Annotated in this window: 2 protein-coding genes; one reads left to right on the plus strand and one right to left on the minus strand. The window is 66.5% G+C overall.

Annotated elements, in window-relative coordinates:
• Window positions 1-230 precede the first annotated feature (230 nt).
• Window positions 231-15,674, plus strand: a complete 15,444-nt coding sequence (locus BLQ74_RS09195) for an Ig-like domain-containing protein (protein ID WP_244507163.1) — start codon at window positions 231-233, stop codon at window positions 15,672-15,674.
• Between the two features lie 471 nt (window positions 15,675-16,145).
• Here BLQ74_RS09195 and BLQ74_RS09200 read toward each other — a convergent pair whose 3' ends face one another.
• Entirely contained in the window at window positions 16,146-18,128 is a 1,983-nt protein-coding gene (locus BLQ74_RS09200) for an O-linked N-acetylglucosamine transferase, SPINDLY family protein (protein WP_090262253.1), read from the minus strand.
• Window positions 18,129-18,431: the final 303 nt, after the last annotated feature.

The following is an 18,431-nucleotide window of genomic DNA, read 5'->3' on the forward strand; positions in this document are numbered from 1 at the left end:
TCCGATCAAGCAGCGGAAAACATCTTTCGGGCTCCCTTTAGGAATATTCCTAAATTTTTCAATCCGGCCACTTTGTATCCTCCCCGCCCATCGAGACCTACGTCTGTATTCCAGTCATTTCATCTGGTTCGGACATGCGGTTGAAGCATGAGTTTCGATGCTCAGAGTCCAGCGTTTCATCAGCTGAATGGCTTGTAAAAAACATCAGTAGCAATTGGCAGGAGTTATATATGGCCGCAATTCAATTGATTGCGAAGAGTACGGGGCAAGTGACGGATGTCAGTGGCAACAATCTGTTGTCTCTGGCTCGTCCGAGCGTTGTCAAGATCGCTGTTAGTCCGGACAACGTGAAGTCCATCAGCCGTAATGGCGACAGCATGGTGATCCACCTGAAGAATGGTGAAGTCATCACCATCAACAACTTCTTCCATGTCGTCGATGGCGTGCGCAACGACCTGGTGATGGAGGATTCCAATCATCAGCTGTGGCTGGCCGACTACTCCGAACCGTGGACAGGTGCCAATCTGCACGAGCTGGACTCCATCGACACCCTGGTCGCCGAGCAATCCAGCGACCACAACCCCGTACTCGGCCTGCTGGTGCCGGCCGCCGGCCTCGGCGCCATCGGTATCGGCAACTACCTCTCGGCCCACGGCGGCGGTGGCGGCGGCAATGACCGCGGCACCCCCCCTGGCGAAGTACCCGCCAAGCCGGAAATCCTCTTCAACAACCTGCAGGGCCTGACCGGCAAGGGCGAGCCGGGCAGCACCATCACCCTGACCAAGCCGGACGGCAGCACTGTCACCACCACCACTGCTGGCGATGGCACCTGGCACTTCAACCCGAACCCGCTGGACAATGGCACCGCCGGCACCGTCACCGCCTCCAATGGCAACGGCACCAGCGAGCCGGTCAGCACCGGCCCGGCCGATCTGGTTCCGCCGCACGATCCGCATGTCACCCAGAACAATGGCGATGGCCTGGCCGGCACCGGCGAGGCGGGCGACACCATCACCCTGACCAAGCCGGATGGCAGCACCGTGACCACCACGGTTGATCAGAACGGCAACTGGAAATTCCCCGAGAACCCGCTGGGCAACGGTGAGACCGGCACCCTGGTCGAGACCGACCCGGCTGGCAACAGCAGCGGCAACGTCAGCACCGGCGTGGCCGACACCATTGACCCGCTGCCGCCGACCGTCGACCACAACAACGGTTCCGGCCTGGGCGGCACCGGCGAGCCGGGCGGCACCATCACCGTCACCAAGCCCGATGGCTCCACCGTGACCACCACCGTGGACGGCAACGGCAACTGGAACCTGCCGGACAACCCGCTGGGCAACGGCGAGAGCGGCACCGTCACCGTGACCGACCCGGCCGGCAACGTCAGCGGCGAGACCCCCACCGGTCCGGCCGACCTGCTGCCGCCGAAGCCGCCGCTGGGCGACGCAAGCCTGACCCTGATCGATAACGTGGCGCCGATCACCGGTACCATCGAGCGTGGCAACAAGACCAACGACACCCAGCCGGAATTCAAAGGCAAGGTGGTCGACGCCAACGACGCCAAGACCGTCAATGTCTACGACAACGGCGTCCTGATCGGCAGCACCTCGGTCAACGCCGATGGCACCTGGTCCTTCACCCCCGATGCGGCGCACACGCTGAGCGAAGGCAACCATGACTTCCAGGCCGCCACCGTCGATGCCGCTGGCAACGTCAGCAGCAAGACCGCTGACTGGAACTTCATCGTCGATACCCAAGGGCCGATCGATCCGCTCAATCCGGACTTCCTGAAAACCCTGCAACTGATCGACAACGTCGGCCTGATCACCGGTCCGATCGCCAAGGGCGGCGTGACCGACGACACCCAGCCGGAACTCAAGGGCGAACTCGGCCCGAACCCAGATGCCGTCTCCGTCAAGGTCTTCGACAACGGCACCCTGCTGGGCACCGCCACGGTCGGTACCGACGGCAAGTGGTCCTTCACCCCGGACGACGCGCACAAGCTGGCCGAAGGCAGCCACAACCTCCAGGTCATCCTGGTCGATGGCGCCGGTAACGAAAGCAAGCTCAGCGACGGCTGGGACTTCAGCGTCGACACCACCGCGCCGCCGCCGCTGCCGACCGACCCGAAATTCTACGACCTGTACGATGACGTCGGTCTAGTGGTCGGCACCATCACCATGGGTAGCACCACCGACGACGCCAACCCGGAATACAAGGGCACCGGCGTTACCAGTCAGGACGTCAAGTACATCGCCGTCTTCGACGGTGACAAGCTGCTGGGCACCACCACCGTGAACGGGAAGGGCGAGTGGTCCTTCACCCCGAGCACCGCGCTGGCTGTCGGCGACCACGTCTTCACCGCCCGAGCCGTGGATGCCGCCGGCAACCTCAGCGCCCCGTCGCCGGCGTGGAACTTCAACGTCGACGTCAATGCGCCGGCCGCGCCTTCGATCCAGACCATCGTGGACGACGAAGGCAGCGTGCATAACCTGCAGCCGGGCGACCGCACCAACGACAAAACCCCGACCGTCAACGGCACCGCCGAGGCTGGCAGCCTGGTGACCGTCTATGCCAACGGCCAGGCCGTCGGCAGCGCTATCGCCGACAGCACTGGCAAGTGGGCCATCACCACCAGCCCGCTGGGCAGCGACGACACCTACGCCATCACCGCCCAGGCGAAAGACGCCGCTGGCCAGAACAGCCTGCCGTCCGGCGCCTTCGAACTCATCCTCGACACCACCGCACCGGCCAAGCCGGACGTGGCCGCGGCCTACGACAATGTCGGCAGCACCGGCGCCATCGCCGCCGGCAGCACCACCGACGACGCCCAGCCGACCTTCTCCGGCAAGACCGAGCCGGATGCCATCGTCACCATCAAGGACGGCGCCACCGTTCTCGGCAGCGTGAGCGCCGACTCCAGTGGCAACTGGTCGTTCACCCCGAGCCAACCGCTGGGCAACGGCGACCACAGCATCACCACCACGGTCACCGATACCGCCGGCAACACCAGCGCGCCGAGCGATGCCCTGCCGTTCAGCGTCGATTCCACCCTGGTCATCGTCAGCATCATCGCTGCCAAGGATAACGTCGGTGGCATACAGACCGACGTGACCGACAACGGCGTGACCGACGACAAGACCCCGACCCTGTTCGGTACCGCCAATCCGGGTGCCCTGGTCACCCTCTATGCCGATGGCGGCAGCGTGGCCATTGGCAGCGTCACCGCCAGCTCGGCCGGCACCTGGGAATTCACCCTGCCGGATCAGAGCGGCGGCCTGCACCAGTACTCCGCCGTGGCCAAGAACGCCGCCGGCAACGTCGGCAATGCCAGCTTCAGCCTCAATGTCGACCTCACCGCGCCGAACGTTCCGGGCTCCGTGGTCATCACCGACAACGTCGGCGAACCGGGCGACGGCTCGACTGCCCTGGGCAACGGCGCGTCCACCAACGACACCGCACCGGTGATCAGCGGCAGCGGCGCCACCCCGGATGACGTCATCACCATCTACGACGGCGCCAAACCGCTCGGCAGCGTCACCGTGGACGGCAACGGCAACTGGTCGTACAAGCCGGAATCCCCGCTGGCGGAAACCGAGCACCCGATCAGCGTGACCGCCACCGACCCGGCCGGCAATGAAAGTGCCCCCAGCCCGGTCATCACCATCACCGTCGATACCACTCCGCCGGGCCCGATGAGCAGCCTGCACCTGATCGACAATGTGGCGCCACAAACCGGCGAAATCGCCCATGACGGCAAGACCAACGACCTGAGCCCGACCTTCGAGGGCCAACTGGCCGCGGGCGATGCCGCCTACGTCAATGTCTATGACAATGGCAAGCTGATCGGCAGTACCGTGGTCAATGCCAATGGCACCTGGAGCTTCACCCCGTCCAGCGATCTGAGCGAGGGCAGTCACGACTTCCAGGCGCAGGCCGTGGATGCAGCCGGCAACGTCGGCGCCAAGACGGCGGACTGGAACTTCAGCGTCGACACCACCCCGCCGATCGAGCCGAAACCGTGGGATCCGACAAAGCCAGAGCAACTGAACCTGATCGACGATGTCGGCACCATCACCGGCACCATCGCCCATGGCGGCGTGACCGATGACAATCAGCCGCAGTTCAAGGGCACCCTGGACAGCGTCGGCGACGTGGTCAAGGTCAATGTCTATGACAACGGCACGCTGCTCGGCAGCGCCAGCGTCAATGCCGACGGCACCTGGAGCTTCACCCCGTCCACGCCGCTGGCCGAGGGCGCGCACAACTTCCAGGCCGTCACCGTGGATGGCGCCGGCAACGAAAGCGCCAAGACGGCGGACTGGAACTTCACCGTCGACACCACCCCCCCGGGCGTACTGCCGCAGGGCCCGAACTCGCTGAACCTGATCGACGATGTTGGCGCCATCACCGGTCCGATCGCCCATGGCGGCCTGACCGACGACTCCAAGCCGGAGTTCAAGGGCACTGGCGCGCCGGCCGATGCCGTGTTGGTCAACATCTACGACAACGGCACCCTGATCGGCAGCGCCACCGTCAGCAATGGCGCGTGGACCTTCACCCCGGATACTCCGCTGCAAGGCAAGGACCACAACTTCCAGGCCGCCGCCGTGGATGCCGCCGGTAACGAGGGCGCCAAGACCGACGACTGGAACTTCTCCCTGCTGGTCAATCCGCCGGCCGCGCCCGCGCTCAAGCAAGTCAGCGACGACTTCGGCCCGATCACCAGCGATAACCTGCAACCGGGCCAGCACACCGACGACCGTACGCCGACCATCAGCGGTACCGCCGAGGCGAATACCGTGGTCACCGTCTTCGTCAACGACACCGCCGTGGGCAGCGTCGCCGTGGGCACCGATGGCACCTGGAGCATCACCACCAGCGACCTGGGCAGCGATGGCGTGAAGACCATCACCGCGCAAGCCGTGGATGCCGCCGGCCAGCCGAGCGCCAAGACCGGCGGTTTCGATATCGTTCTCGACACCACCGCGCCGGCCAAACCGGCCCAGCCGTCGATCGACGACAACGTCGGCGCCGTCACCGGCCCGGTCAGCAATGGCGTGACCGACGACACCACCCCGACCCTCAGCGGCAAGACCGAGCCGGGCGCCATCGTCACCATCAAGGATGGCAGCGATGTACTGGGCAGCGTGGCCGCCGACAGCAATGGCGACTGGTCGTTCACCCCGAGCGCGCCGCTGGCCGAAGGCGACCACAGCATCACCACCGTGGTCACCGACGCCGCCGGCAATGCCAGCGCGCCGAGCGATGCGCTGCCGCTGGTGATCAACACCCAGCCGGTCAGCGTCACGGTCACCTATGCCAAGGACGATGTCGGCAGCCAGCAGGGCAACCTGCTGAACAACGCCGTGACCGACGACAAGACTCCGACCCTGGTGGGTACCGCCACCGCCAAGGCCGTGGTCACCGTCATGGAAGGGGCGACCGTTCTCGGTTCCACCATTGCCGACGATTCCGGCAACTGGACCCTGGCACTGCCGACCCAGACCGACGGCGCGCACAGCTACAGCGTGACCGCCAGCAACGGCGCCAACAGCGCCAACGCCAGCTTCGCCCTGACCGTCGACAGCCTCGCCCCGAGCAAGCCGGGCGCGATCACCGTCACCGATGACCAGGGTGCCGTCACCGGCCCGGTCACCAATGGCGTGACCGACGACTCCACGCCGACCCTCAGCGGCAAGACCGAGCCGGATGCCATCGTCACCATCAAGGACAACGGCACCGTGCTCGGCACCGCCGTCGCCGACAGCAATGGCGACTGGACGTTCACCCCGTCGCAGGCGCTGCCCGATGGCGACCACAGCATCAGCGTGACCGCCACCGACAAGGCCGGCAACGTCAGCGAGCCGAGCGATGCCGTGGCGATCAAGGTGGATACCAGCAACGTCATGGTCAGCATCGACTATGCCGTCGACAACGTCGGTGTCACCGAAAATCTCATCAACAACGCCCTGACCAACGACGCCACCCCGACCCTGTTCGGCAAGGCCCTGGCCGGTGCCGTGGTCACCATCAGCGTGAAGGGCGGCGCCGCCATCGGCACCGCCATCGCCGATGCCTCGGGCAACTGGAGCTTCGAGCTGCCGGCCCAGGCCGATGGCGCGCACAGCTACAGCGCCAGCGTGAGCAACGGCGCCAACAGCGACAGCGCTGACTTCAGCCTGAACATCGACACCGTTGCGCCGAGCAAACCGGCGGTCGTGGCGGCCAACGATGACCAGGGCAAGGTCCAGGGCAGCATTGCCGCGGGCAGCACCACCGACGACGCTCTGCCGGTGCTTTCCGGCAAGACCGAAGCCGGCGCCACTGTCACCATCAAGGACAACGGCACCGTGCTGGGCACCGCCCTCGCCGACAGCAATGGCGACTGGACGTTCACCCCGAGCGCATCGCTGGCCGACGGTCCCCATAGCATCACCAGCGTGGTCACCGACAAGGCCGGCAACGCCAGCGCGCCGAGCGATGCGTTGGCCTTCGTGGTCGACACCCTCCCGGTCAGCGTCAGCGTCATCAACGCCAAGGACGATGTCGGCAGCAAGAAGGATCCCCTGTCCGACAAGGCCGTCACCGACGATCAGACCCCGACCCTGGTCGGCACCGCCAGCGCGGGCGCCGTGGTCAGCATCTATATCGACGGTGCCGCCAGCCCCGTGGGCAGCGTTATCGCCAGCAGCTCGGGCACCTGGGAGTTCACCCTGCCGAACCAGGCCGATGGCGTACACAACTACAGCGTGGTGGCGAAGAATGCCGCCGGTAACGAGGCCAATACCACCTTCGGCCTGACCGTCGACACCCAAGCTCCGTCCGCGCCGGGCTCCATCACGGTGACCGACAACGTCGGCAACCCGCAGGGCAGCCTGAGCAATGGCCAGTCCACCGACGACACCACCCCGGTGATCAGCGGCAGCGGCGCCACCCCGGGCGACGTCATCACCATCTACGACAACGGCGGCAAACTCGGCAGCGTGTCTGTCGATGGCAACGGTAACTGGAGCTACAAGCCGGGCACCGAGCTGAACGAGGGCGACCACGCGCTGAGCGCCACCGCTACCGATCCGGCGGGCAACGAAAGCGTCCAGGGACCGGTCATCAGCATCACCGTCGACACCACCGCGCCGGGCGCCATTGGCAACCTCGACCTGATCGACGATGTCGGCACCATCCGGGGCACCATCGCCCATGACGGCCAGACCGACGACGCCCGCCCCGTGTTCAGCGGCAAGCTGGCCGCTGGCGAAGCGACCTACGTCAATGTCTACGACGGCGTTACCCTGCTTGGCACCGCCAGCGTCGCCGCGGATGGCAACTGGACCTTCGACTCGCCGCTGCTGCAAGCCGGCGCGCATAACTTCACGGCCGAGGCCGTGGACGCTGCCGGTAACCTCGGGACCAAGACCGCCGACTGGAAGTTCTCGGTCGTGGATTCAAGCGGTATGCCGAATGCCCCGGCGGTCAATGCCGTCAGCGATAACCAGGGCAGCGTCACCGGCAACCTGCAGAAGGGCGACGCCACCGATGACCGCAGCCTGACCGTCAGCGGCACCTCCGAACAGGGCAACACCGTGTACCTGTATGTCGGTGGCACCGAAGTGGGCAGCGCGCTCGTCGACAACACCGGCAAGTGGAGCATCGAAACCGGTGACCTGGGCGCCGATGGCGTGAAGAACATCACCGCCAAGGCGGTCAACCCTGTTGGCCAGGTCAGCCCGGAAACCGGCATCTATGACGTGGTGCTCGACACCACCGCACCGGCCAAGCCGGGCGCGGTCAGCGCACGGGATGACGTCGGCAACGCCACTGGCCCCATCAGCGCCGGCAGCACCACCGACGACGCCCAGCCGACCTTCAGCGGCAGCGCCGCCGAACCGGGCGCCACCGTCACCATTCTCGATGGCACCACGGTACTGGGCACCGCCCAGGTGGCCGCGGACGGCACCTGGAGCTTCACCCCGGCGGACAAGCTGGGCGATGGCCCGCACAGCATCAGCACCACCCTGACCGACCCGGCTGGCAACACCAGCGCGGCCAGCGATGCGCTGAGCTTCACCGTCGATACCTCGAAGGTGGTGGTCAGCATCGTCAATGCCATCGACGATGCCGGAAGCATCAAAGGCAATGTCCCCACCAACGGCAGCACCGACGACACCACCCCGAGCCTGATCGGCACCGCGACCGCCAACGCGCTCGTCACCATCAAGGAAGGCAGCACGGTGATCGGCAGCGTCGTCGCCGACGCGTCCGGCAACTGGCGTTACGACCTGCCGACCCAGAGCGAAGCCACGCACACCTATACCGCCGTGGCCAAGAACCTGGCCGGTACCGAGGGCAGCGCGGACTTCACCCTGACCGTCGACACCACCCCGCCGCCGGTGCCGGTCATCACCCAGGTCAAGGACGATGTCGGCCTCTACACCGCCGACCTGAGCTCTGGCGCCTACACCGACGACCAGACCCCGACCCTGTACGGCACCAGCGCCAACGAAGGCGATCTGATCAAGATCTACGACAACGGCAAGCTGCTCGGCAGCGTCGTGGCGGGTACTGGCGGCGCCTGGAACTGGAACGGCACCACCGACACCGAGAAACTCAGCGAAGGCGACCACCAGCTCAGCGTGACCGCCACCGACAAGGTGGGTAATGAGAGCCAGCCGAGCCCGGTGTTCGACGTCAAGGTGGATATCACCGCGCCGGGCGAGATCACCAACCTGCAACTGCTGGACGACGTTGGGTCGAAAACCGGCTCCATCAGCGGCGACAACACCATTACCGACGACGCCAGGCCTGTCTATAGCGGCCATGTCGATGGCGATGCGGTCCTGGTTCGTATCTACGACAAGAACGAACTCATCGGCACGGCTGCCGTCGATGCCTCGGGCAACTGGAGCTTCACGCCAGGTGTGCCGCTACCGATGGGCGACCGTAGCTTCCAGGCGCAGGCCGTGGATGCCGCCGGCAACGTCGGCAAGCTCACCGACCCCTGGAACTTCAATGTCGACCCCGGTAAACCCAAGGTACCGACCATCACCAACGTGTGGGATGACTTTGGTCCGGAAAAAGGCTACCTGCAGAAGACAGACATCACCGACGACACCACCCTGACCCTGACCGGTACCGGCAGCGCCGGCGCCACCCTGCTGCTCTACGCGTGCCTGAGTGCCGATAGGGCAGGCCAGAGCTACCTGGTGGGTTCCGTGACCATCGACGCGATGGGTAACTGGAGCCTGACCACCAGCGACCTCAGCCAGTTCGGCGGCGACGGCATGAAGTACCTGTGGGCCAACTCGCAGAGCCCCTCGGGGCAGATGAGTGCGAACCCCACCGGCGACTACCCGGTGTTCCTGGACACCAGCCTGCCGGCCGCGCCGAGCATCATGTCGTTCAGCGACACGGTCGGTACCCGCCAGTTCAGCACGAATCTGTCCGGCGCCGTCAGCAACGACTCGACCCCGACCTTCAGCGGTACCGCCAAGGCGGGCACCACCGTGAAGATCTTCGACAACGGTCACGAAGTCGGCACGACCCTGGTGGACGGCAACGGCGACTGGAGCTTCACGCCCAGCACCGCCCTGGCCGATGGCACTCACTCGTTCACCGCGAAGGTCACCGACCTGCTCGGTAACACGAGCGAGGCCAGCGATCCGTGGCAGGTGGTGGTCGATACCGTGGCGCCAAACATCGGCCTGGATATCAACACCGCCGAACAACTGGCCGGTCAGACCGAGCCGGGCGCCATCGTCACCCTGGTGGACAAGGCGGGGGCGAGCCACACAGTCGTCGCCGACCAGAATGGCCGTTGGAGCATGCAGCCCAACCCGCTGGCGCTGGGCGAGGACGGCAGCCTCTCGGTGGCGGACGCCGCCGGTAACCAACTGGCGCCGATCACCATCCAGGGCGAGGTGCTGGCCAGCTATGACCTGACCCGCTACACCGCCCAGGTGAACACCACTGAAACCGGTGCGCAGGCCAACCCGAGCGCGGCCACCCTCAAGGACGGCAAGATCGTGGTGGTCTGGCAGAGCGGCCCGAGCGATGGCAGCGACGCCGAGATCTTCATGCAACTGTATGAAGCCGATGGCGTCACCAAGGTCGGCGACGAACAGCAGATCAACCAGCGCACCAACGGCAAGCAGGACAGCCCGCAAGTGGTGGCCCTGGCCGATGGCGGCTACCTGGTGGTCTGGGAATCCTGGCAGGGTGGCATCGACAACAACGCCGATGGCGTCATGGCGCGCCGTTACGGCGCCGATGGCACCGCGAGCACCGACGAGTTCCTGGCCAACGTGCAGACCGTCGGCGGCCAGCGTCAGCCTGGCGCGGTGGCGCACGCCGATGGTGGCTACACCATCACCTGGCTCAGCGACCCGGATGCCAGCAGCACCGACCTGATCGTGCAGCGCAGCTTCGGCGCCGACAACAAGGCGCTCAGCGGCGATGTGCTGGTGGCTAGCGGCAATGCCTACGGCTCGTTCGGCGCGCCGGAAGTGGCGGCCTTCAGCGACCCGGCCCACGCCGGCCTGTACGTCACCGTCTGGGCAGGCACCAACGGTCCGGGCGACAACTCGGCCAGCGGGGTCATCGGTCAGTTGTACAAGGCCGACGGCAGCAAGCTGGGCAATGCCTTCCAGGTCAACACCACCACGGGCAACGACCAGTACTATCCGGACGTGATCACCCTGAAGGATGGCAGCTTCGTCGTGGTCTGGGAGGGCAACCCGCCGGGCAGCACCGGCCACGACGTGTACAGCGCGCATTACACGGTGAACCCGTCCACCGGCGCGGTACAGGAAGTGGGCGGCGACGTGCGCGTCAACAGCAACGTTACGGGCGATCAGTACAAGCCCACCGCGGTGGCGCTGAACGACGGCGGCTACCTGGTGGTCTGGGGCTCGGATGGCGGCGATGGCAGCGGTTCGGCCGTGTTCGCCCAGCGCTACAGCGCCGACGGCAGCAAACTGGGCCGTGAGTTCCTGGTCAACCCGACGACCGACGGCAACCAGGGCTGGGGCGGCAGCAACGTCGACATGACCGCGTTGCTGGATGCCACCGTCATGGCCGACGGCAACGTCTATGTGACCTGGCAGAGCGACAAGGCCGACAGCGACGGTTGGGGCATCGAGAGCACGGTCATCGACATCGATGCCGGCTACTACTCGGAGTTCCGCATCAACAGCACCACCAGCGGCGACCAGAAGAACGCGGTCACCGTGGCTCTGCCCAACGGCGGCGCCGTGGTGGTTTGGGAGTCGGCCAACGGCGACAGTTCCGGCACCTGTGTCATGGCGCAGATGTACGACGCCAAGGGCATGCCGCTGGGCAGCGAGTTCGTGGTCAACAGCACCACGACCAACAACCAGGGCATGCCGGCGGTGGAGGTGCTCAAGGACGGCAGCTTCGTCATCACCTGGACCAGCAATGCCGGCGGCAACGACGCCGTCATGCAGCAGAGGTACAGCTACAGCTACGACGCCAGCCAGCACATCAACGGTGCGGTGCGTGTCGGCGGCGAGCAGATGGTCAACAACAACGACCTCGGCGATCAGCGTCATTCCAGCGTGACCGCGCTGGACAATGGCGGCTACCTGGTGAGCTGGAAGTCGCTGGAAGGCGGCAAGTGGAACATCTACGCCCGTGAGTACGACAAGACCGGCTCGGCGGTGAGCGGTGACCAACTGGTCAGCAACACCAACTACAGCCTGGACATCCGCGGTGCGTCGACCACCACCCTGACCGATGGCAAGGTCGTCTTCGCCTACGGCCGCGACATGGGCGGTTCCTATGGCGGCGAGGCGTACTTCCGCATCTACGATCCGGCCACCAAGAGCTTCGGCGCGGAGATCGTCGCCAACCAGACCAGTGCCAACAGCCAGGCCTCGCCGAGCGTGTCGCGCTTGACCAACGGCAACTTCGTGGTCACCTGGGACTCGAACGACAACAGCGGTGCGGACCAGTCCGGCTACGGCACCTGGGGACGGGTATTCGATGCCTCCGGCCAGCCGGTGAGCAATGAATTCCTGCTCACCACCAGCACCCTGGGCAACCAGGTGTTGCCGGTCGTGGTCGCCCGCGAGGGCGGCGGCTATGTGGTGGTCTACCAGTCCGCCAGCGATGCGGCGCCGGGCGCCGGCACCTATGGCGTCTACGCGCAGTACTTCGACGCGACGGGGCACAAGGTCGGCCAGGAACTGCACATCAACCAGTTGGTGACCGGCGACCAGGGCGGTGTCGATGCGACCTTCCTGGCCAGCGGCAAGCTGTTCGTCACCTGGACCGACAGCGGCGTCAGCGATGGCAGCGGTAGCGCCATCAAAGGCCGCCTGATCGACCTCGACGAGACCCTCGGGTTGATCGCGCCGCCGCCGCAAGGCCAGGGCGCGAGCGCGATCGAGTACGTGCCGGCGACCCCGCCGGTGGTCACCGTGCTCAGCGTCGGCCTGGATACCAACAGTGCCGAGCACCTGGGCGGGCAGACCGTACCGGGCGCCACCGTGGTCATCACCGTCACGGTGCAGGCCGGCGTCACCCAGACCTTCACCACCGTCGCCGACGAGGGCGGTCGTTGGGACATGTACCCCAACCCGCTGGCGCAAGGTCAACAGGGCACCCTGTCGGCGCATGACGGGTCCGGCCATGTGGCCGATCCGGTGGCCATCCAGGGCGCGGCCCTGGCTGACTTCCAGTTGATCCGCCATACGGTGCAGGTGAACACCACCGAAACCGGCCCGCAGGCCAACCCGAGCACGGCCACCCTCAAGGACGGCAAGATCGTGGTGGTCTGGCAGAGCGGCGACACCACCGCCAACAATGCCGATGTGTACATGCAGCTCTATGAAGCCGATGGCGTCACCCGCATCGGTACCGAGCAGCAGATCAACCAGCGCAACCTCAACAACCAGGACAGCCCGCAAGTGGTGGCCCTGGCCGATGGCGGCTACCTGGTGGTCTGGGAATCCTGGCAGGGCGGCATCGACAACAACGCCGATGGCGTCATGGCGCGCCGTTACGGCGCCGATGGCACCGCGACCACCGACGAGTTCCTGGTCAACGTGCAGACTGTTGGCGGTCAACTGCAGGCCAGCGCGGTCGCGCATGCCGATGGCGGTTACACCATCAGTTGGGTCAGCAACCCGGATGCCAGCACCACCGACCTGATCGTGCAGCGCAGCTTCGACGCCGACAACAAGCCGCTCAGCGGCGATGTGCTGGTGGGCAGCGGTACCGGCTTCGGCGCCTATGGCGCGGCGGAAATGGCCGCCTTCAGCGACAAGGCGCATGCCGGTCTGTACGTCACCGTCTGGGCAGGCACCAACGGCCCGAGCGACAACTCGCTCACCGGGGTCATCGGTCAGTTGTACAAGGCCGACGGCAGCAAGCTGGGCAATGCCTTCCAGGTCAACACCACCACCGGCAACGACCAGTACTATCCGGACGTGATCACCCTGAAGGATGGTAGCTTCGTCGTGGTCTGGGAGGGCAACCCGCCGGGCAGCACCGGCCACGACGTCTACAGCGCGCACTACACGGTGGACCCGTCCACCGGCGCGGTACAGGAAATAGGCGGCGACGTGCGCGTCAACAGCAACATCGCGGGCGATCAGTACAAGCCCACCGCGGTGGCGCTGAACGACGGCGGCTACCTGGTGGTCTGGGGCTCGGATGGCGGCGACGGCAGCGGTTCGGCCGTGTTCGCCCAGCGCTACAGCGCCGACGGCAGCAAACTGGGCCGTGAGTTCCTGGTCAACCCGACCACCGACGGCAACCAGGGCTGGTCCGGCAACAGCGGTGACATGACCGCGCTGCTGGACGCCACCGTCATGGCCGACGGCAACGTCTACGTGACTTGGCAGGGCGACAAGGTCGACAGCAACAGTTGGGGCATCCAGGGTACGGTCATCGACATCGATGCCGGCTATTACTCGGAGTTCCGCGTCAACAGCACCACCAGCGGCGACCAGAAGAACGCGGTCACCGTGGATCTGCCCAACGGCGGCGCCGTGGTGGTCTGGGAGTCGGCCAATGGCGACAGTTCCGGCACCTGTGTCATGGCACAGATGTACGACGCCAAGGGTATGCCGCTGGGCAGCGAGTTCGTGGTCAACAGCACCACGACCAACAACCAGGGCATGCCGGCGGTGGATGTACTCAAGGACGGCAGCTTCGTCATCACCTGGACCAGCAATGCCGGCGGCAACGATGCCGTCATGCAGCAGCGGTACAGCTACACCTACGACGCCAGCCAGCACATCAACGGTGCGGCGCGGGTCGGCGGCGAGCAGATGGTCAACAACAACGACCTCGGCGATCAGCGTCATTCCAGCGTGACCGCGCTGGACAATGGCGGCTACCTGGTGAGCTGGAAGTCGCTGGAAGGCGGTAAGTGGAACATCTACGCCCGTGAGTACGACAAGAGCGGCTCGGTGGTGAGCGGGAACAGCGACCTGCTGGTCAGCAACACCAACTACACCAGCGGCTACGACATCCGTGGTGCGTCGACCACCACCCTGACCGGTGGCAAGGTGGTCTTCGCCTACGGTCGCGACATGGGTGGTTCGCTGAGCGGCGAGGCGTACTTCCGCATCTACGATCCGGCCACCAAGAGCTTCGGCGCGGAGATCGTCGCCAACCAGACCAGCGCCAACAGCCAGGCCTCGCCGAGCGTGTCGCGGTTGACCAACGGCAACTTCGTGGTCACCTGGGACTCGGACGACCACAGCGGTCCGGATCAGTCCGGCTACGGTACCTGGGGACGGGTGTTCAACGCCGCCGGGCAACCGGTGGGCAATGAATTCCTGCTCACCACCAGCACCATGGGCAACCAGGTGTTGCCGGTCGTGGTGGCCCGCGAGGGCGGCGGCTACGTGGTGGTCTACCAGTCCGCCACCGATGCGGCGCCGGGCGCCGGCACCTATGGTGTCTACGCGCAGTACTTCGACGAGACGGGGCACAAGGTCGGCCAGGAACTGCACATCAACCAGTTGGTGAGCGGTGACCAGGGTGGTGTCGACGCCACCTTCCTGGCGGGTGGTCAGTTGTTCGTCACCTGGACCGACAACGGTGTCAGCGATGGCAGCGGTAGCGCCGTCAAGGGCCGCCTGGTCGACCTCGACGAAACCCTCGGCCTGACGCCGGTGGTTCCGGAGGGTGGCGCCACCTCGGTAGCGTTCCATCCGGTCTACGACGCCATGGGCACCGCCGGCAACGACGTGCTCGACGCGCGTGGCTATACCACGGCCAGCGGCGGTGCCGGCAACGACACCATCGTCATCGACGGTACGGGCTTCACCCGCATCGACGGCGGCGCCGGCGTGGACACCCTGGTGTGGCATTCCAGCAACCCGCTGAACCTGAGCGCGGTTTCGGACAAGGTACACAGCATCGAGGCCATCCACATGACCGACGATGTCAAGCAGACCCTGAGTCTGACCCTGTCCGACCTGCTCAAGGTCACCGATGCCGACGCCGATCAACAGCACACGCTGAAGATCAGCGGCGACACCACGGCGGGCAAGGCCGACACGGTCGTCATCAACCTGTCGGCCTGGAACGCCGAAGCCAACCCGGTGGTCGAGGGTAACGTCAGCTATGACGTCTACACCTCCAAGCAGGACGCTTATGCCCACCTGTTGATCCAGCATGGCCTGACCGTGGTCTGATCCCCGGTCGACCCGCGAGAGCCGGCCTGGCGTTATCCCGCCAGTGTCCGGCCCCTCGCAGGGGCTGCAAGCATTAACCCAAGCAACGGCGCGAACCTCGGTTCGCGCCGTTTTTTTTGGCCGGCGCGAAGGCACCACGTTGGCGATTCGCACGCTGGATCGAACAGTGAGCGATCGCGCGTGCAGCGATGCCGCGTCGCGCGGAGCGGGCTCCGGGCTTAGGGCGTCAGCGCAACGCAGGACTGCCTTTGTGCGCAAAGCACGATGATCGGGAGGGGCGGCGCTGGCGTCGAGCGGCCAGGGAAGAACCGGCAGGTACGGACGTTTGCCAGAAACGCTCAGGCGGATGCGCCGGCCGAGGCTAGCGGGGCATTCCGAGGAGGCTCGTGAAGGCGAGGGCGCCTTCCGCGCGGTGGCCTCGGCGGCGGGAAGTCATGGCGCATCCGCCGCCATGACAGGGTCTGCCGGCGCTCAGGGCGCCGCCGTGACCACCGCGCCGCGCGCGCCGGGCGCCTGCTGGTGATGGCGCCAAATCGCCTGGTACAGCGCTTCCAGGTCGCGGGTGAAGCGCGCCGTGTCGAACAGCGGCGAGCGCAGGCGCGCCTCGTGCAGGCGCTGGCGCAGCTCGGCGCGGCGTTCCGCGGAGTGGGCGAGGGCGAGCAGGCGTTCGTATTGCTGCTGCGCGTCGGTGGCGACCAGCTCGGCGAAGCCATGGGCGCTGAGCAGGCTGGCCGCCACCCGGCTGGCGAACAGCGAACCGGTGCGGGTCACCAGCGGCACGCCGGCCCAGAGCGCGTCGCTGGCGGTGGTGTGCGAGGTACAGGGGAAGCTGTCCAGGGCCAGGTCGGCCAGCGGCAGGCGGGCCAGGTGCGCGGCCTGCTTCAGGCGTGGGGCGAACACCAGGCGCTCGGCGCCGACACCGCGCTGGGCCGCTTCGCGGCACAGGTTGGCGCGCGCCTCCTGGCACTCCGGGTCGAGCAGCCAGAGCAGGCTGCCGGGGGTTTCCCGCAGCAGCCGGCACCACAGGTCGAAGTCCGGCGCGTTGAGCTTGAGCAACTGGTTGAAGCTGCAGAACACCAGCCCTTCCTCGGGCAGGCCGGCCTCGGCGCGGCTGGGCGGGGTGCCGAGGGGGCGCCGGCGGTCGTTGGGCTGGTAGCAGTGCGGCATGAGCGCCGGCACCTCGCTGAAATGTCCGGCATGCTCGGCCGGCGTCACCCAGGGGTCGCCAATGATGTAGTCGGCCAGGCGCGGGTGGCCGAGGCTGCCGGGATAGCCCAGCCAACTGACGATGAGCGGGGCCGGGCGCAGGGCGCAGATGCCCAGCCGCGCGCCGGTGGTGTAGCCCTTGAGGTCGACCAGGATATGCAGGCGCTGCTCGGCGATCAGCCGCGCCGCCGCCTCGTCGGACAACTCGCGGATGTCGTGGCGCAGCAGGCCGCTGACGGCCAGGCGCCGGGTGAAGGCGTCGTCCCGCGCCGGGCTGTAGTCGAACAGCCGCACCTCTATGCGGGTCGGGTTGTGCGCCTCCAGCACGTCCATCAGCAGGTGCAGGGTGGCATGGTCGTAGAAGTCGCAGGACAGGTAGCCGATCCGCAGGCGTTCGCCGGCTGCCGGCTCCGGCGTCAGGGGCGCGGCGCCCAGCTCCCTGGCCCAGACGTGGGCGGCATAGCGGCGGGCGATCTCCCGGTGCAGGGCGGGCGTCATGCGCGGCAGGTTGATCAGGTCCAAGGGGGCTGTGTGCACCTGTCGGGTGCTGGTCAATTGCAGGAGCAGTGCCGCGTCCACCGCCTCCAACTGGCGCCAGTCGCCGAGGGTGCGCAACACCCGTTGCAGGTCGCTCCAGTGCCGCGCCCTGTACAGCTCCTCGGCGGCCTCGGCGTAGCGCTTGCGCTTTTCCAGCGCGCCGGCCAGCTCGACGCGCAACTGGGTGGCCTTGGGCGCCACCGTCAGCGCCTGTTGCAACACAGCAATCGCTTCCTCGCTGCGGCCCATTTCGCGCAGCAGGTTGCCGAGGTTCTGGTAGGCCAGCGCATAGCCCGGATCGCTGGCGATGGCCGTGCGGTAGCACTGCTCGGCCTCGGCGAAGCGCCGCTGGTGATCGAGGATATTGCCCAGGCTATTCGCCGCCTGGGCATGGCCGGGTTGCAGCCGCAGGCAGTGGCGGAAAGCGGCCTCCGCGGCCTTGTCCTGGCCGAGGCGTTGCCGTGCCCGCGCCAGGTTCAGGCAGTAGCTGGGGTCTTCGCGCAGGGCCATGGCCTGCTCGAACAAGGCTTGCGCCTCCGTCGCCCGGTCGCGCATCAGGCAGGCCACGCCGCACAGGTGCAGCGCCTCGGCATTGCGCGGCTGCGTGCGCAGCAGCCGCCGGGCCAGGGCTTCGCCGCGATCCAGGGCGCCGACATTGAGGGCGGCGGTGATGGCTTGCAGGCTGGTGGGGACGGACAGTTTCTTGTGCATGGCGCGGGCGCATTCCAGTCGATCCGATGGCCGTTATCATCGGCCAGCGCCCATTGAGTGCTTTCGTCCTTTGCCGTCGGAAGTTACCGAGGTTCCACCTCGTCCACCCGCATGGCTGGAGCGCGCAGCGCGATACCCATGCGGCATCGCAATGGCTGCATGGCAATCGCTGCGCTCGTCCCATCCTACGAGACTGAGCAGGTTAGTCGAGTCCGGCAAATTCATGCCGATACCACCCCGGTCGAGCGGGGTGGCATGGCGTTCGAAGGAGGGGAAGGGCGGTGATCCAGGGATCACCGCCCG

It is taken from the genome of Pseudomonas panipatensis (assembly GCF_900099785.1).
In the GTDB taxonomy this organism is placed as follows: domain Bacteria; phylum Pseudomonadota; class Gammaproteobacteria; order Pseudomonadales; family Pseudomonadaceae; genus Pseudomonas; species Pseudomonas panipatensis.

Excerpts from the sequence above, each read along its gene's own strand:
- BLQ74_RS09195 (WP_244507163.1), top strand. The coding sequence starts at position 231 with ATGGCCGCAATTCAATTGATTGCGAAGAGTACGGGGCAAGTGACGGAT.
- BLQ74_RS09200 (WP_090262253.1), bottom strand. The coding sequence starts at position 18,128 with ATGCACAAGAAACTGTCCGTCCCCACCAGCCTGCAAGCCATCACCGCC.